General features: G+C 63.5%; 17 protein-coding genes. 2 read left to right on the forward strand and 15 right to left on the reverse strand.

All coding sequences use genetic code 11. From position 1 onward, the window contains the following. Nucleotides 1–52: 52 nt before the first annotated feature. The 9 genes from pstS to CKO25_RS16310 all read right to left on the reverse strand — a co-directional run bounded on the left by pstS (nt 53) and on the right by CKO25_RS16310 (nt 13,121). Nucleotides 53–1,099 (reverse strand): phosphate ABC transporter substrate-binding protein PstS, encoded by a 1,047-nt coding sequence (gene pstS, locus CKO25_RS16270; protein ID WP_200389003.1) that lies wholly within the window; start codon nt 1,097–1,099, stop codon nt 53–55. An 89-nt stretch (nt 1,100–1,188) separates the two neighbouring features. Beyond that, nucleotides 1,189–1,452 carry a hypothetical protein gene (locus CKO25_RS16275; protein WP_200389004.1) on the reverse strand — a complete coding sequence of 88 codons (264 nt, stop codon included), beginning with the start codon at nt 1,450–1,452 and terminating at the stop codon, nt 1,189–1,191. A 146-nt stretch (nt 1,453–1,598) separates the two neighbouring features. After that, nucleotides 1,599–3,638: an acyl CoA:acetate/3-ketoacid CoA transferase gene (locus tag CKO25_RS16280; RefSeq protein WP_242467672.1), complete on the reverse strand. Its 2,040-nt coding sequence runs from the start codon at nt 3,636–3,638 to the stop codon at nt 1,599–1,601. A 67-nt stretch (nt 3,639–3,705) separates the two neighbouring features. Beyond that, complete coding sequence (locus tag CKO25_RS16285; protein WP_200389005.1) at nt 3,706–4,656, reverse strand: alpha/beta hydrolase; 951 nt, start codon at nt 4,654–4,656, stop codon at nt 3,706–3,708. A gap of 107 nt (nt 4,657–4,763) precedes the next feature. Then, on the reverse strand, nt 4,764–7,208 hold the full coding sequence (locus CKO25_RS16290; protein WP_242467673.1) for a DUF3141 domain-containing protein: 2,445 nt from the start codon (nt 7,206–7,208) through the stop codon (nt 4,764–4,766). Between the two features lie 83 nt (nt 7,209–7,291). Next, the gene (gene fabI, locus CKO25_RS16295) at nt 7,292–8,071 is read right to left on the reverse strand and encodes an enoyl-ACP reductase FabI (protein ID WP_200389006.1); all 780 of its coding nucleotides are present in this window, start codon (nt 8,069–8,071) and stop codon (nt 7,292–7,294) included. A 39-nt stretch (nt 8,072–8,110) separates the two neighbouring features. Beyond that, nucleotides 8,111–9,301, reverse strand: a complete 1,191-nt coding sequence (locus CKO25_RS16300; protein ID WP_200389007.1) for an acetate/propionate family kinase — start codon at nt 9,299–9,301, stop codon at nt 8,111–8,113. Nucleotides 9,302–9,319: 18 nt separating this feature from the next. Then, nucleotides 9,320–10,723, reverse strand: coding sequence for a bifunctional enoyl-CoA hydratase/phosphate acetyltransferase (locus CKO25_RS16305; RefSeq protein WP_200389008.1), 1,404 nt, complete (start codon nt 10,721–10,723; stop codon nt 9,320–9,322). Nucleotides 10,724–10,925: 202 nt separating this feature from the next. Beyond that, nucleotides 10,926–13,121 carry a 5'-nucleotidase C-terminal domain-containing protein gene (locus CKO25_RS16310; RefSeq protein WP_200389009.1) on the reverse strand — a complete coding sequence of 732 codons (2,196 nt, stop codon included), beginning with the start codon at nt 13,119–13,121 and terminating at the stop codon, nt 10,926–10,928. Between the two features lie 553 nt (nt 13,122–13,674). Between CKO25_RS16310 and CKO25_RS16315 the strand changes: the two genes are divergently transcribed. Both CKO25_RS16315 and CKO25_RS16320 read left to right on the forward strand, forming a co-directional pair. After that, complete coding sequence (locus CKO25_RS16315) at nt 13,675–14,628, forward strand: CHAD domain-containing protein (protein ID WP_200389010.1); 954 nt, start codon at nt 13,675–13,677, stop codon at nt 14,626–14,628. Nucleotides 14,629–15,416: 788 nt separating this feature from the next. Beyond that, the gene (locus CKO25_RS16320) at nt 15,417–16,364 is read left to right on the forward strand and encodes a PDC sensor domain-containing protein (RefSeq protein ID WP_200389011.1); all 948 of its coding nucleotides are present in this window, start codon (nt 15,417–15,419) and stop codon (nt 16,362–16,364) included. Nucleotides 16,365–16,831: 467 nt separating this feature from the next. Here the strand turns inward: CKO25_RS16320 and CKO25_RS16325 are convergent, their stop codons facing one another. The 6 genes from CKO25_RS16325 to CKO25_RS16350 form a co-directional block, all read right to left on the reverse strand. Continuing rightward, on the reverse strand, nt 16,832–17,560 hold the full coding sequence (locus CKO25_RS16325) for an esterase family protein (RefSeq protein ID WP_200389012.1): 729 nt from the start codon (nt 17,558–17,560) through the stop codon (nt 16,832–16,834). Between the two features lie 296 nt (nt 17,561–17,856). Continuing rightward, nucleotides 17,857–18,810, reverse strand: coding sequence for an acetylxylan esterase (locus CKO25_RS16330; protein ID WP_200389013.1), 954 nt, complete (start codon nt 18,808–18,810; stop codon nt 17,857–17,859). A 202-nt stretch (nt 18,811–19,012) separates the two neighbouring features. Further along, on the reverse strand, nt 19,013–20,041 hold the full coding sequence (locus CKO25_RS16335; RefSeq protein WP_242467676.1) for an RNA-guided endonuclease InsQ/TnpB family protein: 1,029 nt from the start codon (nt 20,039–20,041) through the stop codon (nt 19,013–19,015). 223 nt (nt 20,042–20,264) lie between these two features. Next, nucleotides 20,265–20,507: a TraR/DksA C4-type zinc finger protein gene (locus CKO25_RS16340; protein ID WP_200389015.1), complete on the reverse strand. Its 243-nt coding sequence runs from the start codon at nt 20,505–20,507 to the stop codon at nt 20,265–20,267. Between the two features lie 206 nt (nt 20,508–20,713). After that, nucleotides 20,714–23,860 carry an efflux RND transporter permease subunit gene (locus tag CKO25_RS16345; RefSeq protein ID WP_200389016.1) on the reverse strand — a complete coding sequence of 1,049 codons (3,147 nt, stop codon included), beginning with the start codon at nt 23,858–23,860 and terminating at the stop codon, nt 20,714–20,716. Continuing rightward, complete coding sequence (locus tag CKO25_RS16350; protein WP_242467674.1) at nt 23,857–24,954, reverse strand: efflux RND transporter periplasmic adaptor subunit; 1,098 nt, start codon at nt 24,952–24,954, stop codon at nt 23,857–23,859. Before CKO25_RS16350 ends, CKO25_RS16345 begins: the two co-directional genes overlap by 4 nt. Nucleotides 24,955–25,049 lie beyond the last annotated feature (95 nt).

Consider the following 25,049-nt stretch of genomic DNA (forward strand, 5'->3'; position numbering starts at 1 on the left):
TCTTAATGAAGCGTCACGACAGCTTCTCGCCCGCGGAGACACGACTTCGAGACTAGTCGACAGGTCCAAGTTGTTGGAGAATCAAGGAGACCGCCTGCCCGCTCAACGGGATATAACCCAATTTCGTCGCCTCGGCTTGCCCGTCGGTAAGCGCGTAGCGCAGCACGTCGCGCATCGCCTGCGATTTGGCGTCATCCCCCCCAAGGCGTGTCACCAGCCAGGACAGGGACAGGATCGGATAGGCCCCCGCACCCTCCGGGTCGCCAAACTGCGAGAGATCGAGCTTCGTCCGGAAGTTCTCGACCGCCGCCTGGAAGGAGTCGCTGTCGGCCGAGACGAACTCGCCCTCGCGATTTTCCACCAAGGCGATCTGCATGCGGGGCAGATGCGCGTAGGCATATTGAACATACCCGATGGCACCAACTGTCGCCTGAACAAAGGCCGCAACGCCCCCGTTGCCATGTCCGCGGATCAGACCGCCTCGCTCCAGCAGCAATGCAGGCCATGCAGGGGACTGGCTCTCGCCGACCTGCTTCGCGAACGCCTCGCTGATCGCGCTCAAGTGCCGAGTCATGACCAAGGAGGTCCCACTCGCGTCCACTCGAGTCACTACCACGATCGGCAGATCCGGAATCTCGACTCCCGGGTTGGCCGCGAGAATCAGTGGATCGTTCCAACGGACGACCGAGCCGAGAAAGATGCCGACGAGGGCCTCGCGTGAAAGACGGAGCTCGTCGATCCCCGGAAGGTTGTAGGTCAAAACGACCGCACCCGCCGTCAACGGGAGTTGCAGGACGTTGTCCCCGGCCCTTTCCGCCAGCTCGCCGCTCAAGGGCTGATCTGACCCCGCGAAATCGAGCCGACCTTCGATGAAGCTGTTGACGCCGGGTCCTGAGCCAATCGGCTGATAGTCGACCTGAATGTTCGGGTGCGCCACGAAATAGTCCCGGAACCAGCGCTGATAGAGAGGGGCCGGAAAGCTCGCCCCCGCGCCGTGAATCTTGATCGGGTCCGACGCCATGGATGGCTGCCACAAGGATGCGCAGAACAGCGCGCCGAAGGCGAGCGTCAGAACACGCGGGACAGGAGACAACGGCATCAGGGATTCCTCGAGTGATCGATCTAGTCGGTATTAGGTCCGGTCATGCCCTTTCCGGGCGCAGTGTTCGGGAGCACGCACAAAAATCGTCAAAACACCTTTTTGCCCTCGCCTCGGTTGGCTTCGAGGATCTGCGCGTAGCGCTCGGGATCCTGCTTGAGCATCAGGACGTAGTCCTCGACGAGTCCTTGCCACCCGAATCCGCCATGCACCTTGAGCTTGAGGAGGCCAATCATCAGCAGCTTGGATGCGGCGCGAATCTCGCGATCCGAGCCGTCCTCATACCAGTCGACGAGCTCCTCGTAGAGCGCTTCGACCTTCTCGAGGGGTGTTTTCCGATCCGAATCTGCCATGTGATGCCCCGAGTAGGCGCGTTCGGGAGACCTTGGAAACGCCCGGTCCATCCCTGGGACCGAGCGCTCGACTCGGTGCTCGGCCGCAACGCGCGTGAGGACATACGATAGCTGGTGAATGTGTTCAACAGATGACGGGCATCGGATTAGCCCTTCATCGGCTCGATTCCACGGCTAGCCTCGTCACGGCTCTCGTAGATATGCGGGGACAGACCCCGCGCCGCGAGCGACTCACCGAGTTTCATACGCAGGAAGGCGCTGGTGGTGTAACGCGTGATAGCCCGGTAGAAACGAGCCATCAGTTCCTCGACCATCGACATGTAGGGGCCGACGAGATCCGGCCGAATCGTAAAGTTGTCGTAATTCACGATGACATCGACCTGGTGCCCCAAAGGCTCGACAACCGACTGGACCGCAGCGCGGATCCGCGCGATGTCGCTCGGCTCATTCACCGCGAAAGCCTCGAGGTTGATGAAGAGCAGATTCTGCTCGGGCTCATAGACCAGACGATCGACAAGCGGGATCTCCAGCAAGTCCTTCTCGAGCCCCATCGGACGATCGGCGAAGATCCGCGGATCCATGGAGATCAGGGGCTCTGCGATCAGCGGACGGAAACCCATGTGAGCGAGGATGTCGCGATCCAAATCCACACCCGGAGCGATTTCGACCAGTGTCATGCCTTCCGGACGCATCGCAAAGACACAGCGCTCGGTAATGTAGAGAACGGGCTGCCCGATCCGGCGGGCCCGCTCACCGCTGAAGGTCACCTGCTCCACCTGCTCAAGGAATTTGCGTCCGCCATCGCCCTCCCCGATCGAAATCCGCCCGTCGGCGATCTCAAACACGCCTTTGGCCGTGGTAAAGGTCCCCACAAAGACCAGTTTCTTGGCGTTCTGGCTGATGTCGATGAAGCCACCGGCCCCGGCCAGCTTGGGACCGAAGCGGCTAACATTGACGTTGCCCCGGGCATCGGTCTGCGCCAGACCGAGGACAGCCAGATCCAACCCGCCACCGTCGTAAAAGTCGAACTGGGCCGGCTGGTCGACTAGCGCCGCGATATTGGTCCCGGCACCGAAGTTCAGACCGCCGGCCGGTAGGCCGCCGATCAGACCCGGTTCGGCCGTGAGGGTGACATAGTCGAGAATGCCCTCCTCGTTCGCGATATTGGCGACCCCCTCGGGCATCCCGATCCCGAGATTCACCACGGCATTCGGCCGCAGCTCGAAGGCGGCACGCCGTGCGATCGCCTTGCGGGCATTCAGCGGCAAGGCGGCGATCGACTGCATGGGCACGCGGATCTCGGCGCTGAAGGCCGGACTGTAGGGCTCGGCAAAGGTCTGCCAATGATGCTCTGGCGGTGCGACCACGACACAATCCACCAGGATCCCCGGGATCCGCACTTGGCGCGGGTTGAGGGTGTGCCGATCTGCGATTCGCTCAACCTGTACGATCACCATGCCACCCGAGTTGTGCGCCGCCGTCGCCAAGGCGAGCGACTCCAGAACCAGGGCCTCCTTCTCGATGGTCACGTTGCCGTCGGGGTCGGCGGTCGTCCCGCGGACGATCGCCACATCGATCGGGAACGCCTTGTAAAAGAGATACTCTTCGCCATCGATCTCCAGAACGCGGACCAACTCCTCGGTGGTTCGCTCGTTCAAGCGACCGCCGCCGTTGCGCGGATCGACGAAGGTCTCCAGACCGACCCGCGTGAGGGTACCCGGCTTGCCGGCCCCGATATCACGGAACAGATGGGCGAGGACCCCCTGGGGCAAGTTATAGCCCTCAATCGTCCCGGAGTTAACCAGGCTCTGGAGCTTCGGCACGAGACCCCAATGGCCGCCGATGACTCGACGCAGCAAACCCGTGTGCCCGAGGCGATTCAAACCCCGCTCCTTGCCGTCGCCCTGGCCAGCCGCGTATACCAGGGTCAGGTCACGCGGCGCACCGGTGTCGAGGAAGCGCTGTTCCAGGGCTAGCGCCACCGCCTCGGCGAAACCGATCCCGACGAATCCACCAGTCGCGACCGTATCGCCGTTGCGGATCAGTCGAACGGCATCCGCCGCGGTGACGAGCTTGCCGCGTTCGGCTTGGCCACCGGAGGGACGCACGGTCATCGGGTGCGCCTTGGGCGCCAGGTTGACGGTGGCGTCGGATTCGAAACGGCCGGGGCCGGATATGGTGCTCATGGATGGATCTCGACTGCTATTGGAAGTCGGATGCGCCGCGCATCGCATCGCGTGCCGATCTGGGCGATCATGCGCGCAAGAAGGCGCCGATCATGACGTAGGCCTCGGCACAGGTCTCCGGGACCATGCCCTCGAGGTTCAGGAACCCATGGATCATCCCCGGCATGACCCGCTTCTCTGCTCTGATCCCGTTACGCCCCAAGCGGTCGGCGTAGGCAATCCCCTCGTCGCGTAGCGGATCGAATTCACCGGTGATCACCAGAGTCGCGGGATAGTCCAGGGTCAGGTCCATATAGAACGGCGAGATGGCGCGACGGTCCTCGGCATTCTGGAGATAGGCATCGAACATCCAGAGGATCCGCTCGCGCTCGAGAAGGTAACCGTCCCCGTTCTCGATGACCGAGGGCTGCGACAGGGTGTAATCCAGACTCGGGTACAGAAGCACCTGACGCTCGATCGTCATGCCCCCATCGAACTGCGCCAAGTGGGACACGGTTGCGCAGAGCGCGCCCCCACCGCTGTCGCCCATCAGCGCCAATCGCGGTTCATGGGGCATATCCAGATTCTCGAGCAGCGGAAAGACCCGTTTGGCACAGGCCATGGTGTCCTTCAGCGCGGCCGGATAGGGGCATTCGGGTGCCAGCCGGTATTCGATCGAGACCACCACACGCTTTGCCGCAAGCGCCAACCGTCGGGCGATTGGATCGTAGAGAGAGACGCCTCCGGCAATATGGCCGCCGCCATGGACAAAGAGGGCCACGGGGAGCGGGCGATCCGGTTGTGGGTGATAGACGCGAACCGGAACCCGATAGTCCGGCCCTGGAATCAGGTCATCGCGCACCCAAGGAATCTCGGGAGACTCGGTCACGAACCGCCGGGTGAGCAGATCCCATCCCTCGCGGGTATTGGTGGCCGTGCGCCGATAGCCGTGCTCGCGAGCCTTGTGCTTGGCCTCACGTTGAGCAAAGAGCCAATCCCGCAGGGGCTGTGGGATCCGCAGGTCACGCTCGTTCGTCATTCACGCTCCTCGCTCGATCGCGATTTAGCCTCGCCGGCATGTCGGCTCGGCTGCGATTGTGGGGGCCGGTCAATCCGCTATCGACCGGCCTGCCCTGCTCCGCGGTGTCAGGCGATCTTACGCAGGGGCTCGGTTTCGCCCAACCCGGGCGACGGCTCGAGATCCAGCACCCGTGCCAAACGATCGAGCATCCCAAGCGTCTCCGGACTCATCTCGTCGCGAGCGCCAGCGATCTCCTCGCAGAGGGCCATCGCGCGGCGCCGATCCTCGATCGAAACGATCAGCTTCGGCAAGGCGGCCAGTGCCGCCTCGGGCTCGTAGCCGACGATCAGGCTCTCCTTGTGGATCATGCGCGTGCGATGTTTCGGCTTCATGCTCGCGAAAGGCTCGGTCGCCATCAGCATGCGGTTGGAGCGCTCCAAACGAGAACGCCGCACCTCTTTGCGCGACTGAGCCAGGAAGATCAGCATCCGGATCACGCCGTCCGCGAAGTCGCCGAGCTCGATCCGATCGAGCGCATCCTGGACCGAGGTCAGAGTCCGCAGATCCTCGCGCGGCGCCTCGCTGACGGTGCGGCTGAGCTGCTCGCCCATGGCCTGCACGGCCGGCGCACCCCAGAGCAGGTGGAAGTTCCACTCGATCATGGCGTTCTGCATGTCGCGCGCGTTATCCAACCACTGGGTGACCAAGCCAGCGCCGGCCCGCTCCATGATCCGAAAGGGGTTGTCGTCCGCCGCCGGGCGGCGTTGCTGACGGACCTCCTCCGCCAAGCCTTTGAGAGGCTGCATCAGCGGGTTGCGATCGCTTTCGAGCCAGCGTTGCATCCGCATCGGGCTGGTATCGGCAAGCAGTTTGGCAGTGGTCTCGTTGCTCATCGCCTGGACGAAGGGACGCAGGGTCAGGTCATACAGCTCGGTGCCGATCTCGGAGAATCGTGCGACCGCCGCGAAGGAGCGATTGGAATCGTCCCCGCCGGTCTGCTCCATCATCTGCGCGATGCTGCGCTCGGCGAAGGAGACCTTGAAGGACTTCTCCACCCCTTCGCCCTGCACCTCGGCGATGTCCAACTCGTAGAGTCCGGGCGCCAGGGCCTCGATCGCCTTGAGTGTGGAGATGATCTGGTCGTGCTCCTTTTTGGCGACCGACGAGGACACAAAGATCCCCAGGTGGCCGACGTTCTCGTGCAGCGTGTAGAGGATGCGCTGTCCGCGGGCGCGGATCTCCTCGACATCCTTGTAGTGATCCGCGATCCAACCGAGCGCCTGTTGGGGCGGCGTGATGTTGTCCCCGTGCGAGGCGAAGATGATGATGGGGGAGTTGATGTTGCGCAGATCCACATGGGTGCGCTCGTTGAGATTCGCACAGCCGCGTCCGAGACGATTGCCGACGAAGAGATTCTCGACGATCCAGCTAATCTCCTTCGGGGTCATGTAGTAAAAACTGCCCCACCAGCGCTCAAAGCCGACGAAGCGCGGAACCTCGGTGTCGACCTGATCCCAGAGGCTGTAATACTTCGACCACCAGGTATTGCTCGGGCTCAGGCGCTCGAAGTTGGAGACCAGGCTGGCCCCGTCGAACTGGCCGTTGCCCAGATCCGACAGGAGCTTCACGGTCGTGGCGCCGCCCACCAGGCCGCCCAGATACCGCATCGGGTTCTTGCCCTTTTGTCCCGCCCAATAGGAGAGCGGTGCACCGTTTGCGACGACCGGACCCGTAATGTCCGGGTTGGTCGCGGCCAGCAGCATGGCCGCCCAGCCGCCCTGACAGTTGCCGATCACAACAGGTTTGGGCGAATCGGGATGGCGCCGACGCACCTCGCGGACGAAGTCGGCCTCGGCCGCGGTGACGTCAGCGAGGGTCTGGCCGGGCACGGGCAGACGCGTAAAGGTCACGAAATAGGTCGGATGGCCCTGATGGATGGCGGCGCCCACTTCGCTTTCGTTCTTGAACCCCCCGATCCCCGAGCCGTGGCCCGCACGCGGATCAATGATGATGTAGGGCCGGCCGTCTTCGCGCACCGTGACGCCGGCCGGCGGGACGATCCGCACCAGCGAATAGTTGACCGGACGCGCCAGCGTGGTGCCGTCGACGACCATCTCGTGATCCCAGCTCAGCACCGTCTTGTCGCTGCCCTCTTCGTGCTCGACGAAGAGGTTGCCCCGCTGTCGCAACGCATCGGTGTAGAGCACGGAACGCTGCGACGCATCCAGTGTGTAGTCCAGCCAGTGCTTGCCCAGCATGGGCGTCATGAAGGCACCGCTGACCTTGGTCCAGGCGTCGATGTTCTTGCGCATGCTGGCCAGTACACTCTCGGAGGCCTGCCAACTGTGCGCCTGTAGGATGCGCTCCAGATCCTTCGCATAATCGGCGTACTCGTCGACCTTGAGGTCGGGCAGACCTACGTCGGCGGGCTTGGCCTCGGCGTTGTTCTTCGTAGGTTGAGACATCGGCAGGACTCGGGCCCAGGCATCGAAGACGCCCTTCGGGTCGAGGGGTTGAGCGAGCAGCTTGAAAGGATCCGAATACTTGGCGAAATCGGCGACATCGAACATGGCATTGCTCCGCTGAATTAGTGCGTTTCTCGGTATGGATCCGGTGACGACCTCAACCCCCGACCGAAGCCTCCTTCTCGATCTCATCCCTTGATGTGGTAGCCGCCGTCCACGTAGATGGTCTGGCCCGTCAGCATCACGCCCGTGCGGGTTGCCAGCATGGCCGTGACCGCGCCCACGTCGACGATGGTCGCGAGACGACCGAGCGGCGACTTGGTGCGAGCCTCGTCCATGAGGGCGTCGAAGTCCTTGAGGCCGGATGCCGCGCGGGTCGCCAGGGGTCCGGGCGAGACGGCGAAGGCGCGGATGTTCTTTGCGCCCAGCTCGTCGGCGGTGTAGCGTACCGCCGCCTCGAGCGCCGCCTTGATCGGGCCCATCAGGTTATAGGTCTTCACGACCCGCTCGGAGCCGTAGAAGGTCATGGCGAAGAGGGAGCCGCCGTCGGTCATGAGGGGCTCGGCGAGCCTGGACATCCGCAGGAAGGAGTGGGCCGAGACATCGACGGCCACGCCGAAGCCGTGCGCGGAGCTGTCGACCAGCCGACCCTGCAGATCCTCACGCGGTGCAAAGGCGATGGAATGGACGGCGAAGTCGAGCCGACCCCAACGCTCCCGAATCGTCTCGAAGACGCCTTCGAGCTGGCCGTCCTGGGTCACGTCGCACGGCAGAAAGAGGCCGGCCTCGACCGCTTGGGCGCAGGGCTCGACGAAGGGCTTCGCCTTCTCGTTGAGATAGGTCACGGCCAGATCGGCACCCAGGGTTTTGAAGGCGCGGGCACAGCCGTAGGCGATGGAATGCTCGTTGGCGATCCCGAGGATCAGGCCCTTCTTGCCGGCAAGTGAGAAATAGTCTTGATCGATCATGTGCGATTCCGGTGAGATGATTCAGCAAGAAACGATTGATTAGGCCGCAGCGCGCACGACCCGCAAGGTATGTATCGCGATCATCCGCTCCTCGTCGGTCGGGATGACCCAGACCGAGGGCTGATGACCCTCGCGACTGATGCACAGCGCCCCGGCGGCATTCGCCTCGGGGTCGATGGCGATGCCGAGCCAGGCGGCATCCCGACAGACGCGGGCACGGATTGCGGCGTCGTTCTCCCCGACGCCGGCCGTGAAGACGAGTGCATCCAGTCCACCGATCGCGGCGCAGAGCGCGCCCAGGGTCTGTCCGATGCGGTAAACGAAATAGTCGATCGCCTCGGCCGCCTTGGGATCGTCGCTGCGATGCAGGTCGCGCAGATCGTTGCTGACGCCCGAGAGACCGAGCAGACCCGATTCCTTGTAGAGCAGCCGCTCCAGATCCTCGACGCCCATGCGCTCCTCGCGTATCAGGAAGAGGAGCACGCCAGGGTCCAACACCCCGCACCTTGTCCCCATCGGGATACCGTCGAGCGCCGAGAAGCTCATGGTCGTCTCCACACTGCGCCCGTCCTTGATGGCGGTCATGCTGCATCCACTGCCGAGATGCGCGACGACGACCCGACCGGAGGCCAGGTCGGGGACCAGCTCCCGGAGCCGCTCGACGATGTACTCGTAGGAGAGACCGTGGAAGCCGTAGCGCTTGATCCCGCGATCGAGGAGCGCGCGCGGCAGGGCAAACTGCTCGGTCACCGCCGGACGACCCCGATGAAAGCCGGTGTCGAAGCAGGCGACCTGCGGCAGATCGGGATGATCCGCCGCGACCGCCCGGATGGCGGCGAGGTTGTTGGGCTGATGCAGGGGGACCAGCGGGATCAGGCCGGTCAGGACATCGATCACGGCCTCGTCGATCAAAACCGGCTGAGCGTAGGCCTCGCCACCGTGGGCAACGCGGTGCCCGACAGCCAGGATCCGAGCGCCTTCCGCGACCGACGCGAGCCAGCTCCAGATCTGCTTGAAGGCACGCGCATGGCCCTGTGCGCCCTCGACCGGCTCCCAGTAGCTTTCGCTCAATAAGGCCCCATCCGCGGATTTGACGACGAAATGCGGACGAGTGCCGATCCCTTCGACCTGCCCCTTCATGGTCTGTTGGAGGAGGTCGCCGTCGATCGCGTAGACCGCAAACTTGATGCTCGAGGAACCGGCATTCAGTGTCAGGATCAAGTCGCTCATGGCTATCTCCCGAGCCTTCTAGAGTTCTGCCTGATGAAGGCCGCGTCGTATCGCATGGGCATGCAGGACTGCCGTGGCCGCGGAGGCACGGCGGGTCCGCACGCTGTCGGCACGCGAGGTGAGGACGATGGGCACCCGTGCTCCCAGCACGATCCCGGAGGCCTCGGCGTTGGCGAGAAAGATGAGCTGCTTGGCGAGGATATTGCCGGCTTCCAGGTCCGGAGCGATTAGGACATCCGCCACCCCGGCGACCTCCGAATCGATCTTCTTGATGCGGGCTGCCTCGAGATTAATGGCGTTGTCCATCGCGAGCGGTCCATCCAGGATGCCGCCCCTGATCTGGCCGCGATCGGCCATCTTGCAGAGCGCCGCCGCATCCAGCGTCGACTGGATCTTGGGACGTATCGTCTCGACGGCGGAGAGGATCGCGACCTTGGGTCGTTCGACCCCGACCGTGTGGGCCAGATCGATCGCGTTGCGGCAGATGTCGGCCTTGGCTTCCAGGTCGGGGGCGATGTTGACCGCCGCATCCGAGATCAGCAGGAGCTTGGGATAGGTCGGCACGTCCATCAAAAAGATGTGGCTGATCCGTCGCTCGGTGCGGATCCCGGTCGCACGGTCGACGACAGCAGCGAGCACCTCGTCGGTATGAAGACTGCCCTTCATGAGAATCTCGGCGGTCCCTTCGCGCGCCAATTCGACCGCTCGGACCGCCGCCGCGTGGCTGTGCTCGACGTCGATGATCCGCACATCCCCCAAATGGATTCCGGACTGATCGGCGATCGATCGAATCCGCGCCTCCGGTCCGACCAGGATCGGCAAGATGAAGCCGCTCTCCGCCGCCTCCATCGCACCCTCCAGCGACACCTGATCGACGGGATGCACGATCGCGGTCGGCACGGGTTCCAGCCGCATCGCCTGTTCTAGTAGCACCCCGAAGCTGTCGTGATGATGGACTGAGATCTCGGCGAGATCCGGGATCTCGATTCGCAGCGACTCGGACGGCGCCATGACCGACGCACGGCCCGTCATCACCGGCTCTTGGCGCTGGTTGACGACCTCGCACGCGAAGGTCACAAGGGTCTCGGGGCCCTTTTCGATGACCTTGACACGACCAGTCAGGGTATCGCCGAGATCGACGGTCCGATGAAAGACTGCGTCCTGGGTGCGGTAGACCGTCCCGGGGCCAGGCAGAACGTTCGCGAAGAGGCTAGAGATGAGGCTGGTCGCCCAAAGGCTGTGTCCCACGACGCCCTTGGCGCCACGCGCCTTCGCATACTCCTCGTCGATGTGAGTGGGGTTCAAATCGCCCGAGACCTTGCTGAAGAGTGCGATATCGTCACGTGTCAGGGTGCGCTGAAGTTCTGCGGTCTGACCGACTCCGATCTCGTCGAAGACCCGGTTCTCAAGGTACTCGGCCATGGTGAAGACCTCCGGTTGAGAGGATTGGCGGCTGACAGGCTCTGGACCATCAACCACAAGGCACTGCTGGATGCTGCGCCGCACAACAGACTAAAGGGCGCCGATGAAGGACGCATGTCGAGGAGGTTTCGATTCGGAGAAATTCGCGGGGGCTGGACGGTCGGCGCCCGACCGGCATCGCTGCCGGGCGGGAGCGAAACGATCAGGGCGAGTGCAAGGGCACGAAGGACTGCGTCGAGAAGTCCAACCGCGGCGGCACGAAGAGGTTTCCGCCGCCGAGATCCTGGACCAAGTAGTCGACGAATCCCTGAGCATAATTGATAAAGGTATCGGTCGCTCGTCCGCTCTCCACGGCGGCCTTGAAGGTGGCGTACCCGTCCCCGCCGTTGGCCAGGAAGCTGTTGGTGACAACAAGATAGGTCTGCGAAGGGTCGAGCGGCGCCCACATCCCGGTCGCTCGATCCTTCACCTCAACGGCGCTGATCCGTGCGCCCTTCGCTTGGGTCATATCGAGGTCCCAACGGATGTGCGATCCGTACGGAAAGGCCCCGGTGTTGCCGCCGGGATTGGACGCGTAGAAGTCAAGCCCGTCTTCGATGCTGTCGAGCACCTCCTGCCCGGACAGCTCAAGCTCGACCAGTGTGTTGGTGAAGGGCAACAGGGTGTAGGCGGTCCCGATCGTAATGTCTCCCTCGGGGATCGTGATGCGGACGCCGCCGCCGTTCTGCAGCGCGAGGTCCGCGCGGAACGCACGTGCCAGGAAGGCATCGGTCACAACCTGTTGACTAAAGCCTCCATTCACGTTCAGCTCCGCCCCTGAAAAGGACACAGCGTTGTCGTCGCAGGGTGCACTCCCGCGGGGCAGCGTTGGAACACGACGCTCGCAGATGACCTCGGCGGCGACGCCGATGACCTCCTGACTCAGTTCGTCAACCTGCGCGGCATACTCGGCAAGGATCGCCTCAGCCGTTGGATCCGGAATCACGACACCGAGGCTCGGATCCATCTCGATGAGCGCCAGAATCTCGCTCCGTTCCGGCTCGGGAATCAGCAGCCGGTTGCGCTGGAAGTTGTCACCGACTAAGAGGTGAGGCGTGCCGCCGCAGGTCTCGACCTGACCCTCGCGGAAGGTGACGGCAAGCTCGCCGACGACCTGGGAATACTGCCATGCCTGCACCACGCAGACCGGGTCGCCGTCGGCGTTCAGGGTGAGGGTCGGGTAGTCACCGGCTGCGGGCAAACCGTATTCGCCGAGATTCCCGAGCAGGGTGTGTGAATCACCGCCGACGATGACGTCCACACCGGTCACCGCCCGCGCCAGCGCCAAGTCGTTTTCGTACCCGTAGTGGGTCACCAGGACGATGTTGTCGATCCCCATCGCTGAGAGCTCATCGACATAGGCTTGGGCGGTCTCCACTTCGTCGAGGAATTGCGTGGTCGGCAAGGGCTGCGATGAGAAGCGTGTTTTCTGGGCGATGTCGATCCCGATGAAGGCGACTTTTTGGCCTTGAAACTCTTTAATCACATATGGCTGGATGTAGTCGTTCGCCGTCACGGGCGCCAACGGCGTGCCGATCTGGGGTACCACGTTTGCGGCGACGGTACTGGTGTTGCACGCGGGGTCCGACCCGAGAAAATCGAGGAACCTCGCCAGGTTCGCATCACCGTCGTCGAACTCATGGTTGCCGAGCGCGAAGACATCGAAGCAGGCCGTGTTCATGAGATCGGCGTCGGCCGCGCCCTGGAACAGGGTGTAGAAGAGCGTGCCGGTGATGGCATCGCCCGCATGGATCTTCACGACGTGGTCCAGTTGCGACTCGAGCGCCTTGATCTTGGACGTCACGCGCGGGAAGCCCCCGATGGAGGCCGTGAATGGACCACCCGTTGTGCCGAGGTCGAGCGTGGTGCTGATGGGTTGCAGATTCGAGTGATGATCGTTGATGTGGAGCAGATTGATCGTCAGCGGCTCATCGTCGCGGATGGTGCCGATCGCCGTGCCCTTCGCGATGGTCGCACCAGGCGCGGCGGCGATCCGTAGGGTCAAGGTGACATCCGGACCGACGACCTTGTTGTCGCGGATCGGCACCGTGAGGGAACCCTCGGTGGCGCCGGCCGGGATGGTGGTCGACACGACGCCGGGACGATAATCCTTGAGCGGCCTGGCCGTCCCGCGGAGCGGCACGGCGATGACGCGCAACGCCATCGGCGCGGGTCGGTCGAGGGTGATGGGGAAGGACAGTCTTCCCTCGCGCTCGTAGGCGGCGGCATCCTGGACCGAAAGAACAGGGCGGGCTGACTGGCCGGGCCAACCGGGGCTCGCGGCGCAGGGCACGGCGAGGACAATACCCGCGATCAACGCGGTCGCCAAGACGAGCCGAGGGGCTCGGATGCTGATCATGCTGGATTCCTCCGGTCGGTCCGATTCGAGTCTGGATGGCCCCCGGCCGGTGAGTCGCGAAGCTGTGCTCGAACCGCGATCCAGCCGTTCCACGCACGTCTTAGTTTGGCAAGGTTCGGTGACAGTCGATCGAAAGGAGGATGACGTTTGGATGACTCGTACGCGCGATTGCGAAGCAGGCGTGGGTGTTGGCTCGATCACGGCTTCGCCGACCGTGCACCAGTGCCAGTGAGCGGGACAGGCTAGACCCGAATGTCATCATCATCTGCTACCAGGCTGGCAGGATGGGTCCAGACACCCGGCCGAGCAGGCCCGCAAGCGACTAGAGAACTCATCCGATTCATATCATCGATCAGTAAACGTTACGGACGCCGCCGGATTGGCAGGCTCGACGCTCTATGGCGACGAATCAATTGAACGGATCGGGCTTATACTGCGAGGGGATACAAAGGGCGGAAAACTGCGGCGAAACGGGGCACGCAGCGATGCGCAGCCGCATATGTGTTCCCTATCCGGATCACCATACCCGCGACAGTCGGGGGAGACTCGCTCCATGGGTAACATTAAGGCGAGGGCGCAAGTGCCGCTACACAAGGGGATGACGGTCAGCGCCGCGTTGGCGGAGATTTTGCGCCACAACTTCGATGACATGATGCAATGGGAAGCGAAGGCCCGATCTTGGGATGATATCGAGGGCGTGCACCAGATGCGCGTCACCTCCCGGCGTATGCGCGCGGCCTTGTCGTCGTTCCGCTCAGCGGTGCCGAAGGAGGTCAGCCGGCACTGGAGCGAGGAATTAGGCTGGGTGGCGAGCCAGCTTGGTCGGGCACGCGACCTCGATGTCTTCATCGCCGAAGGCCTGGCATCCATGCAGGAGAAGCTGCCGCTACCCGGCGCAGACAAGCTGTTAACCCTGGCCGAACAGCACCGCTCCGACGCCTACGAGGTGGTTCGGGCACTGCTCGACAGCGATCGCTATGCGGAGATTAAGCTCGACTTTCCGCAGTGGGCCGAGTCCGCAGCCTGGGAACAGGCAGATCTCTCGGAGAAACAGCGCATTCAGCTCGACATGGATATCGCCAAGTACGCGCGCAAGCGCTTGGACCGTTCGGAGCGTAGGGTCCTTGAAGCCGGCACGGACCTGGACAAGAACGACACCCGGCAGATGCATCAGCTGCGGATCCAATGCAAGAAATTGCGCTATGCCGCCGAGTTCTTTTCCACCATCACCCCTGGACTCGACGTCTATATCCGCCAGTTGAAGGAACTCCAGGACCTGCTGGGCGTTCTCAACGACGTGTCGATCATGAGCGACCTGCTCACAGACCTGCTCGCTGGTGGACAGTCAGACCCTGACGTCATGCGCTATTCGGGCGGCCTGGTTGGGTGGCGGATGAGGCAGTTCTACGAGCTGTTGGACGGCTTCGAGAACCGCTGGCAGGCCTTTGTGCTCGCCAAGCATCCGTGGCGGCACTCAGCCCATGGCCACGGACAACACCGACGCTGAAATGACTCGCGCAAGGGCCTTGCTGAGCGGGCGTCGGCTTGGGCTTGATCAACGCCATCGCTTCCGCACTAGGGATCCGTGCACCTCCGCTGCAGCAGAAGTCGGTACGGCTACTCCTCATGTCGACAACATGGCCTTCCTCAAATTAGAACTCTCGGGTAACATCTGGCGGAAAATCAGTTCCAAGGTGCTCGTATGGCATTCGCCAGACCATCAAGCGAAACATCCCGCTCCAGGTTGTTCTCCCTAACCGCCGTCGACCTTTTCAAGTAAAAGCGCTGGAGCATGCCGGAGATCATATTGGGGGAACCCAGGAACAGCGCAGCCGTGATACGGCTGGAGCCTTTCTGGTGCGAAATGCCAATCCGGAAGATGAGTCGAATTTCGTATACCGATCCACTCGAAAAAACGACCAAGACCCGCTTGCTCGATCTGTAACTGCGCTTTGGTTTCCATTAGATCGCCAATCAGAAGCGTTTTCTCGTTGTGCGAATGACTCGCGCGTCACCAGCCAGCCTGGGACGAAAATAGTCTGTTTGGTCGATGCGGTACACCCACAAGGGCTGGGATTGCGACCCAGATGCCGCGCGAAAGCGCGTTGAAACCGAGTTAGCAGGTATCATCACGGCCTGCTTGGTTTGAACGTCGGGCCCAACCATACCGCGCCGCATTCATGCGCTAGCGAATCAACCTCGACTCGACAGGTACGGATCGACTGAAGAGAATCGACATCTCGGAGCACCTCACTCACCCTCTATCGTCGGCCTGCCTTTTGACCCGGCCCAGCCATGCACACGACCTGGAAAGACAGTATTTTTCGCCAGCGCGAACAACTCGCGCGCATTCTCCATCAGCCCATGGCCTCTCTCGCAGAGCGTTGCGTGGCTGTCTGGAACGACCGAGAGGGCCTTAATCGGGTCCTCGCCGAAGGCTTCCCAGAGATTCCGCATCGTGCCTTTTTGTATTGCCTGGGGATCGATGGCGTTCAAATCTCCGACACTCTGGGAGCCGAGGGCGTGGAATCGGAGCACTTTGGACGTGATCGTTCGGACCGTCCCTACATGCGTGAACCGGTGCCTCCCTGGGGGTTTCTGCTCTCGGACGCCTATATCAGCTTAAGGAAGCGGCGGCCGTCTCTGACCGCGCTCCAGATGGTGTGGGGAGATCAGGGCAGCCTTGGGTACCTGGGGGCCGATTTCGATCTGCGCGACCTGCCGGTGACTGCGGAGCTTTACAGGGAGCCCGACGCCTGGCGTCAGGTCAAGGGGGATCCGGCGATCCGAGGCACCCTGTTCCTGCAGTGTCGGGTCGAGAGCCCTATGGACCGCAACCTGGATCGCGCGCTCTCGATCCTCGGCGAGCTGCTGACCGAGCGCGGGATCTTTCAATGCCAGATCCATTTCTCCAGCAGCCAAGCCACGATCTGGACCCTGGACGACCCCTACCGCTATCGCATCCTGGACCAAGAGGCCCTGCAGGACCCGGACATCTGCCTCCTATATCCGCCGTGCCGCTATCCGGTCGATGCACTGATTCCGAGCACCGACATCGTTCAAATCCTCGATCGCCTCAAAGGCTTGCGACTGGTGGACGAGAATATTTACCTCCGTCAGGCGTCCCTAAACCTCTTCAACGGCATGGTGGGACTGACCTTCTCCTGCGACGGTTCTCATTACATGTCTCACGGACAATTCTTGGGGGCGGATACGGCCTTTTGGTTCGGCGTCGTCTTGTGACTGCCGTTGCCGGTGGCGGCAACCTCTGAATTCCGCCTCACCAGCTAACCGAGCCGGTCGGATCCCGAACACCGCGCTCGACACGGAGCCCACTGTTTCGAATGCCGCTGAGGCACCACACGGAACCCACACCGTTGGCATTCCAGGATCGCCTTCGAGTTCATGAAAGGGTCATTTCCGTCTGGTTTACTCTGGTCCCAGAAGTGGCGTGAATAGCGTGTCTTTGGGATCAAGCGCACCGTTCCCAGCAGCGAAGATCGAAGTGGCCAGCTCGATGCCTGGTACGTGCGCGTCCGTCATCACGGCCGAGGAACAGCAACTGCGTTTGCTCATGCGGATCCATGATCCGCTTGACCGGTTTCGGTCAGTCGGATCGGCGATGCTGCCCGCCGAGACCTGATCCAATCCCACCAAGAGGCAAGCCTCTCGCGCCACGATTGAGAATGGGCCGGGTTCAGCCCCCAGGTTCAGACATAGAGCGGCGCCATGCGCCGCCAATCGTAGCCGCGGTGCGCCCGGCCATCCCACACGTGCAGCGCGTGCCAAATCCCTTTCGCCCAAAGCAATTGACTGAACCTGTGATTGTGATCGAGAAACGGATCTTCGTTGCCGACAACCAAGATGATGTCCATGCCGCGCAGGGCGGCAAGGCGTGTCGGACAGTCTAGGTTTGCGAGGAACTGAGCGGGGCTGTGGAAGTAGACCAAATCGTCGCGGTGGCCACTGAAGAGATCGCGAAAGCAGTCGACCTCCAGGGTCAGGTCATAGCGTCCCGAAAAGGCCGCGATCTTCTTGAAGAGGTGGGGGTGGCGCAACGCGATATTCACGGCGTGATAAGCACCCAGGCTACAGCCATGCGCGATGGTGCAGGGGTGCGGATTCTTGCTTGCCATCAAGGGCAGGACTTCGTTGAGGACGTAGTCCTCGAACGCGCAATGCCGGCGAATCCGATCGGCCGGGTGACACCAGTCGCAGTAGAGCGACTCCCAAACGATACTGTCCACACAATAGAGCTGAAGATGGCCGGCATCGATCTTGTGGCCGAGTGCGTCGATCAAGCGCAGATCTTCATATTCGTGAAAACGACCATCGCGAGTTGGAAACACGAGAACTTTCGCTCCCGCATGGCCAAACACCAGCAGTTCCATGTCCCGGCCGAGCCGGTCGCTGTACCATCGGTGGTATTCGCGCTTCATCGCCCCCCCTGACGACAATGGTATTACAAGCGAATGGACGATGACCTTCGCCGGAACCAAAACGGGCGACGTCTTGGAAAACGAAACGCCCGAATCGATCGGTGGAACGACCTAAGTTGACCCACCGCATCTCGGTGGAAGTGTAGGCATGCATGGTTGCAATGGTGTGACGCCAGGGGCGGGGGCGCGACCGTTGCCGGCCGGAATCACCGGCACACGGCAGTACGAACGGAGACTCGACGCAGGACGCGGAACGGGTCTCTTGCATCGCGAAACCCGTGGATTCGAAGGAATCCTCAAAGCGGCGCAAAGAAGGCCCAGAGCTGGGCAAGGAGATCCTGTGTCTGGCGCGCCCGTCCGGGATAGTCGAAGTGTCCTGCCTCGAGCACGAACAGCCGCTTGTCTCCGGGGATGGCGTTGTAGACCGCAAATTGCCCGGGCGGCGCGACGGCCGGATCGAAACGGGCGGCGGCAACATGCATTGGCTGACGGATCGACCTCGCGGCAACCGCGGCATCGAAATAGGCGAGGGTTTCGCTGATTCGACCCTGGGTGCCGACGAAGCGTTGGACGGCTGCTGCGCTGCCAATGCTCGGTAACGCAAGCCGCAGGGACTGGTGGCCGAAACTCGGTACATTGAGGTGGCCGCGGGCAATGCGCGCATCAGAGGCGATCGCCATGGCTCCGATCCCTCCGCCGAAGCTGATGCCGAGATACCCGACATGTCCGGACAATTCCGGAAACAACAGCAACAGGGTGGAGACGCCGACCCACAGGTCGTCCACGCAGCCGCCCAGAATGTAGTTGTCGCGACTGTCGATATCGTGGAGCACATGCCAATTGGGATCTGGCGAGATCGGCGGGCGCTGGCTGCGGCCTAACCCTCGGAAGCAGGGCACGAGATAGACCCCGTCGTCGCGGGGAAGATCGTAGGGTGGAGCCTCGAGGCCGCCGTAGCCGTGCCCCAGCACGAATCCGCGCCGAGGCGAGCCGACGCGCGGTGTCAGGAGCCAGCCGCGAATCGGGAATCCATCGGTCGAGTCATATTCCAGGTTGTGGATTCGGAAGCGCGGGTGGGTCTTGCTCGAGATCCGCAAGCGGGGGTTGGGCTCGACCGCCAATGCACGAGCGTAACGGGTGCGCCAGAAGGCGCCAAAGTCAGGGGGCTCGACCGGCGGCTCGACTGCCAGAAGCGCCTCCAGGCTATAGCCGTAGCTAGGATCGAAGGCATAGGGATGGGCGAAAGGCATCGCAAGGGGAACTCGTCGGGCTTGATTGACATCCTCCGCGCCCTGAACGACGCGGATTCCCAGGCTACGGCACCTGGCCGGACCGGCTTCGCAGCCTGATCTTTCCTGCTTCGACGCGGGGGTCACTCAGCACCGGCGAGATCCCGGCCTGCCGTCAGTGCCCACTCCACAGGCATTCAGTCCCGGACGTCCTCCGGTTTGCCTACACATGCACGCGCTGCGCTTTGTACTGGATCTGGCGCCGGATCTCGCCGAAGCCGACATCCAGGATCGCGCGGTTGAGCCCGGCTTTCTGCTTGACCTGTTTCCCTGGTTGTTCCACCAACCCTTTGGCGCTGGCGGTCATGCCGGCGACGTAGAGGTCTTCCATCGCGATCACTTGGTTCTCGCGCACGATGGCGGTGGTGGTTTGGTGCTGCCAATCCCGACGCACGTTGGCGATGCGCTCGGCCACCCGACCGACTTTGCGGTGGGCCTTGCGCAGGTTGTTGGAGATCGGCAGGCGCGTGCCCCTGGGGAGCGATGCCTGGGGGTCCAGGCCCATGGCGCGTTTGGCGGCAGCCACCTTGCGCGTGCAGGCGCGCTGATCGCGACGCTTGCGGGCATCCAGGGTCTGGAGCTTGGCTGGCGTGCGATAGCGCTTGCCGGTACTGAGCACCATCTCCTGGACGTTCAGATCGATGCCGGTTGCGCTCGCCACCGGGGCGAGCGCGGGGATGTCCTCCTCCACCAGCAGCGCGACGTAGTATTGCCCGCCGGTGGTGCGCGTGACCGTCACCGAGGACGGCACCGCGTTCGCGGGCAACGGCCGCGACCAGCGGATCGCCAGGGGCGCGTCTTGCTTGGCGAGCGTCAGCGCCCCGTTGCGCCAGGAGAAGCCGTTGCGCATGTAGGAGCACGACTGATTGTCGCGCCGACGCTTAAACGTCGGATAGGCGCTTTCCTTGCGGAAGAAGCGGGTGAAGGCGTTGTCCAGGTGCCGGAGCGACTGCTGCAGCACGACGTTGGAGACCTCCGTCAGCCACTGCGTTTCGGGCGCCTTCTTGAGATCCTTGATGCTCGCGGCGAGGTCTTTGTAGTAGACCCGACGACCCTCGTTGTAGAACGCGTCGGTGCGCGTCTTCAGGCCCCAGTTGTAGATCCAGCGCGCGCAACTAAACGAGCGCGCCAGTTGCTCGGCTTGCGCCTCGGTAGGGTAAAAGCGGTAGCGGTAGGCGCGCTTGAAGTTCATGGTGCGCACGCTAACATGCTCAACATAGCATGTTAAGAAAAAAGATCGCTATCCTTCCCCACCCTAAAAAAGACAGGGTTTGCCGCGAGTTCTGATCAGGATGCAGAGTATCGCGCCGCCGGTCCGTCGATGTCGCTGCACGATTCCCCGGTCGGCCCATCACCTGTTGCGGCGACCATCCTCCCCGAGTGTCACTGAGACAGGACGATGCGTGTAGGGCCGATCAACCCAGCACACCGGGCACCACACCACGACCAAAACGCTCTTCGCGATCTTGGCAGGATGCGCAATGAGACGCGTTCGGCACGCAGATCAAACACTTCGCGGGAATCATGGCGCCACAGTCGAGACAATGGTCGCGACCAGAAACCAGCCTTGCCTGATCACGTATTGCAGCGACCGCCAGAGCAGTCAGCTGATCGATTCGAAACTGCGTCAGGTCGAGCTCATCTGCAAAACGTTCCATTTTCGCTGCCCCCGGATCAGTCACCCATGGCCGGGAGCTTCGCAGATGGTCGTGACAAACGTCTGACTCCCACCCACACTGACTGAAGGCGGGGATCCGCGCGATCGACTGAACCTTCACCTGAAGCTCGTCGATTCAAATCTGAGCCATTCCTATCGACAGCGAATTGGCCAGGCATCTGCTGCGCACACACCGACGGCCTGCGGTCACACGGCGGATGTGCTCGACGGACTCAAGCGCACCCGAAACCAGAGTGCATAGAGCGCCGGCAGAAACAGCAGCGTAATCAAGGTCCCGATCAAGACCCCGCCGATGAGCACGAAGGCGAGCGGCCCCCAAAAGGTGTCGGTCGTCAGCGGGATGAAGGCGAAGACGGCCGCCGCCGCGGTCAGCACCACCGGACGCGCGCGCTGCACCGTGGCCTCCACGACCGCCGCGGAGCGCTCCAGACCCTGGTGCAGGTTATCCTCGATCTGCTTGGCCAGGATCAGGGTGTTGCGCATCAGGATGCCGGCCAGACCGATCAGCCCGAGCAGCGCGACAAAGCCGAACGGACGATCGGCGAGCAGCAAGGCCAGCGTGGCCCCGATCACGCCGAGCGGCGCCGTGGCCACCACCATGAGCGTGCCCGAGAAGCTGCGCATCTGGAACATGATGACGATCAGCATTAGGAGCAGCATGATCGGCTGGACGCGTTGGATCGAGGCGTCGGCCTTGCCCGATTGCTCCACGGCACCGCCAATGTCGATCCGATACTCAGGCGGCAGCGCGGCGATCAGCCCCTGCAGCTCGCCCCAAATGGCCTGTGTCACGTCCGGTGGCTGGGCGCCCCGAACCTCGGACTGCACGGCGATGAAGGGCTCGCGGTTGTACCGTTTGAGCACCGGATCCTCGAAGGCGATCATCAGCTCGCCGGCCTGCTCGAGTGGGATAGTCCGGCCGTCAAGCGTTTTGAGATTGAGGCCAGCGAGGCTGGTCGGCGTGATCGCGGCGGTGTTGTCGTTTGCTCCAGATCCGCCCGCACTTGCCAGACCATGCTCGCGAAGCCCGCGCAGGATCAACTGCACATTGCGGATGTCCTCGCGGATCTCGGTTGCTGGCAGCCCGGAGAGCTGATACTCCAGTTGCCCGGCCAGCTCGCGCGGGGTGAGCCCGATCAGACGCAGCCGCTCCGGATCGAGCGCAAGGCGCACCACGGGGACGCGCTCGCCCCAGTCCAGATGTGGATCGACCGTATAGGGATTCGCCGCAACCACCTCACGCACCTGCTCGGCGATCCGGCGCAGTTCCAGCGGATCGGGCCCCACCACACGAAAGGTCACGGGCCAAATGACCGGCGGACCATAGAGCAGTTTGTGCACGCGCACCCGCGCCTCGGGAAACTCACCGGCATCCACATGCGCTTGGAGTTGCGCGATGAGCGCGTCGCGCTCGGCCGCGCCCTGTGCCACCACGATCAGCTTGGCAAAGGCGGGATTCGGAAACTCGGGGTTCAGCGCCAGAAAGAATCGTGGAGCGCCGGCGCCGAGATAGGCGGCGCTCGATCGCACGCCCGGCGCATCCACCAGGATGGCTTCCACCCGCTCGACCACGGCCGCCGTCGCGCGAATCGCGCTGCCTTCGGGGAGCCGGATGTCGATCAGGACCTCGGGACGATCCGAGGTCGGGAAGAACTGTTTCTGCACGCTGCCGGCCAGGCCGATGATCGCGAGAACCAAGAGCCCGAAGGTCGCGGCCACGACCCAGATCTTGTAGCGGACACAGCCGCGAATCAACCCGCGCAGCCCCCGGTAGAGCGGCGTCGCGTAGGCACTCTCCGTGGCATGCTCGCCCGAGCATGGCGGCGCCTTCAGGAGCCAGGTGCCTAGGTAAGGGGTGAAGGTTACCGCCACCACCCAGGAAGCGAGCAGCGCGAAGGCCAGCACCCAGAAAATATTGCCCGCATACTCGCCCACACCCGAGCGCGCAAAGCCGATGGGCACGAAGCCGATCACGGTCACCAGGGTGCCGCTCAGCATGGGCGCCGCGGTCACCGTCCAGGCGTGCGCCGCGGCACGCAGCCGATCCCATCCCGCCTCCATCTTCACCAGCATCATCTCGATGGCGATGATGGCATCGTCGACCAGCAGCCCCAGAGCGATGATGAGCGCACCCAGACTGACCCGATCCAGGTTGATGTCCTTGATCAGCATCAACAGAAAAGTCAGACCCAGGGTCAGCGGGATGGTGATGCCGACGATCACCCCCGCGCGCCAACCGATGGCGACGAAGCTGACCAGCATCACCACCGCGACCGCGACCAGGAATTTGATCTGAAAGAGGTCGACGGCATGCGTGATGGCGTCGGCCTGATTGGTCAGCTGCGTGAAGCGCACACCCAACGGCAGACGGGTCTCCAACCCCTCCTGCAGCTCGGCCAGGCGCTCGCCGAGCGCCAACCCATTCTCGCCGCGTTGCATCACCACGCCGAGTAGGACGGCATCCTCCCCGCCGGCGCGGATCAGAAACTCGGGCGGATCCTCGTAGCCACGGCTGACCTCGGCGATCTCACCCAGCGTGATGAGATGCTCGCCGACCCGCAGCGGGACATGGCGGATATCCTCGAGCTCACGCAGCTCGGCGTCCGGACGCACATAGAGCCGCGGCCCGTCGGTCTCGACCAGACCGGCCGGAGCAAGCCGGTTTTGGGCGTCGAGTGCCTCGCGCACCTCGGCGGGCGACACCCCGAGATTGGCAAGACGCGCCTGATCGAGCTCCACGAAGAACCGTTGCGGGCGTTCGCCGAGAATACGCGCCTTCTGCACCCCCTCGACCCGCGCCAGCCGATCGCGGATCCGCTCGGCCTCGCGCACCAGCAGGCGGTTCGGCAGATCCGGTGCCGACAGCGCATAGAGCGCAAAATAGACATCCGAGAAGTCGTCGTTGACGAACGGCCCGAGCACCCCGGCCGGCAGACTCGCGGCCGCATCCAACATGCGTTTGCGCACCTGGTAGAACAGATCCGGGATCTGCTCGGAAGGCGCATAGTCCTGAAACTCGACCAGCATGTCGACCCGTCCGGGACGCGCCGTGGTCTCGAGCCGGTAGAAGAGCTCGACCTCGCCGATGCGCTTCTCCAGTGGATCGGCGACCAAATCCTGCATCTGTTGCGCACTTGCCCCCGGCCAGAGTGCCGAAACCACCATCACGCGCACGGTGAAGGCCGGGTCTTCCGCACGGCCGAGCTGCAGGAAGGCCACCAGACCGGCGAGCGCGGTCACCAGGATGAGAAAAAGCGTGACCGAACGCTCGCGCACGGCGAGCGCGGAGAGGTTCAACCGCTCCCCCGCTGACCTGTCGTCGGAGGTGCTCATCGCTCAAGCACCCGCACGGCCTGACCGGGGAGCAGGAGATGGGCGCCCAATGCCACCACCGGCGTCCCTGGCGCTAAGTCGGTTCGGATCTCGGCCTGCTCGCCGACGATGCCGATCAATTCGACCGGCTCGGGCGCGACCCGCCCCTCCTCGATCCGCCAGACCAGCGGTCCATCGCCGCGCTCCAGGATGGCACCGAGGGGCACCCGGGCGATGGGCATCGACGTCTCGCGGACCGTCTCGAAGGTCAGGGTCACGGTCGTGCCGAGCCCGGGATCGCGCGGCAGCTTCGGCAGACGATAGCGCGCACGCCAGGTCCGGCTGAGCGGATCCGCGCTGCCGGCGATCTCGCGCAGGGTCACCCGTCCGGACGCCGGCCCGCCCGCCGGTCCCGCCCCATTCGCGAGTCGTGCCGTCGCCTCGGTCGGCAGATCGACACGCCGCGCCTCGGGCACCTGGACCTCGATCTCGCGCGGCCCGTCCTCGGCCAGCCGCGCCACCACCTGACTCGGCGAGACCACCTGTCCGACCTGTCCGTCCACGTCCAGGATCACACCCGATGCGGGCGCGACCAGGTCGGCATAGAGGATGGCGTTACGCGCCTGCTCCAAGGTTGCCTCGGCCGCGACCAGCCGTTGCTCGGCGGCGCGAGCGGCGGTCACGGCCCGATCATGGTCCTGCTCGCTGGCGAGCCGCTTGGTGAGAAGATCCCCGAGACGCTCGCGCTCGCGCTCGGCGTTCTCGTGCTCCGCCCGGGCGCTCGCTACCGTGGCCTCCGCCGCCAGGCGTTGCTGCATCACGTCGCGCGGATCGAGCCGGAACAGGACGTCGCCGGCCGCGACCTGCGCCCCGGCATCGACCAGACGCGCCTGAATCTCGCCGCCGATACGGAAGGACAAGGGAATCTCATGGCGGGAGCGCACCGTGCCCGTGAGCGTCCAGACGCTGTTCGGCGCGGGCTCCACCCGGGCCGACAACACCCAAGGCACGGATTCGCGACCGGACTCCGCGGTGGGCGCAGCCGACTCGTCGGCACTCGGCCCGCATCCCGAGCCGAGTAGCGCCGCGATGAACACGGCTCCGATCCTCTTCATCCTGGTCGACAAGGGTTACTCCTGCACCGCAAGCGCGGGTTTTGGTTGCTGGTTCACCGCGCCATTATTACTGTACGATAGCGTTTAGTAAATGC

This window comes from Thiocapsa imhoffii, assembly GCF_016583985.1.
Classification (GTDB): Bacteria; Pseudomonadota; Gammaproteobacteria; order Chromatiales; family Chromatiaceae; genus Thiocapsa; species Thiocapsa imhoffii.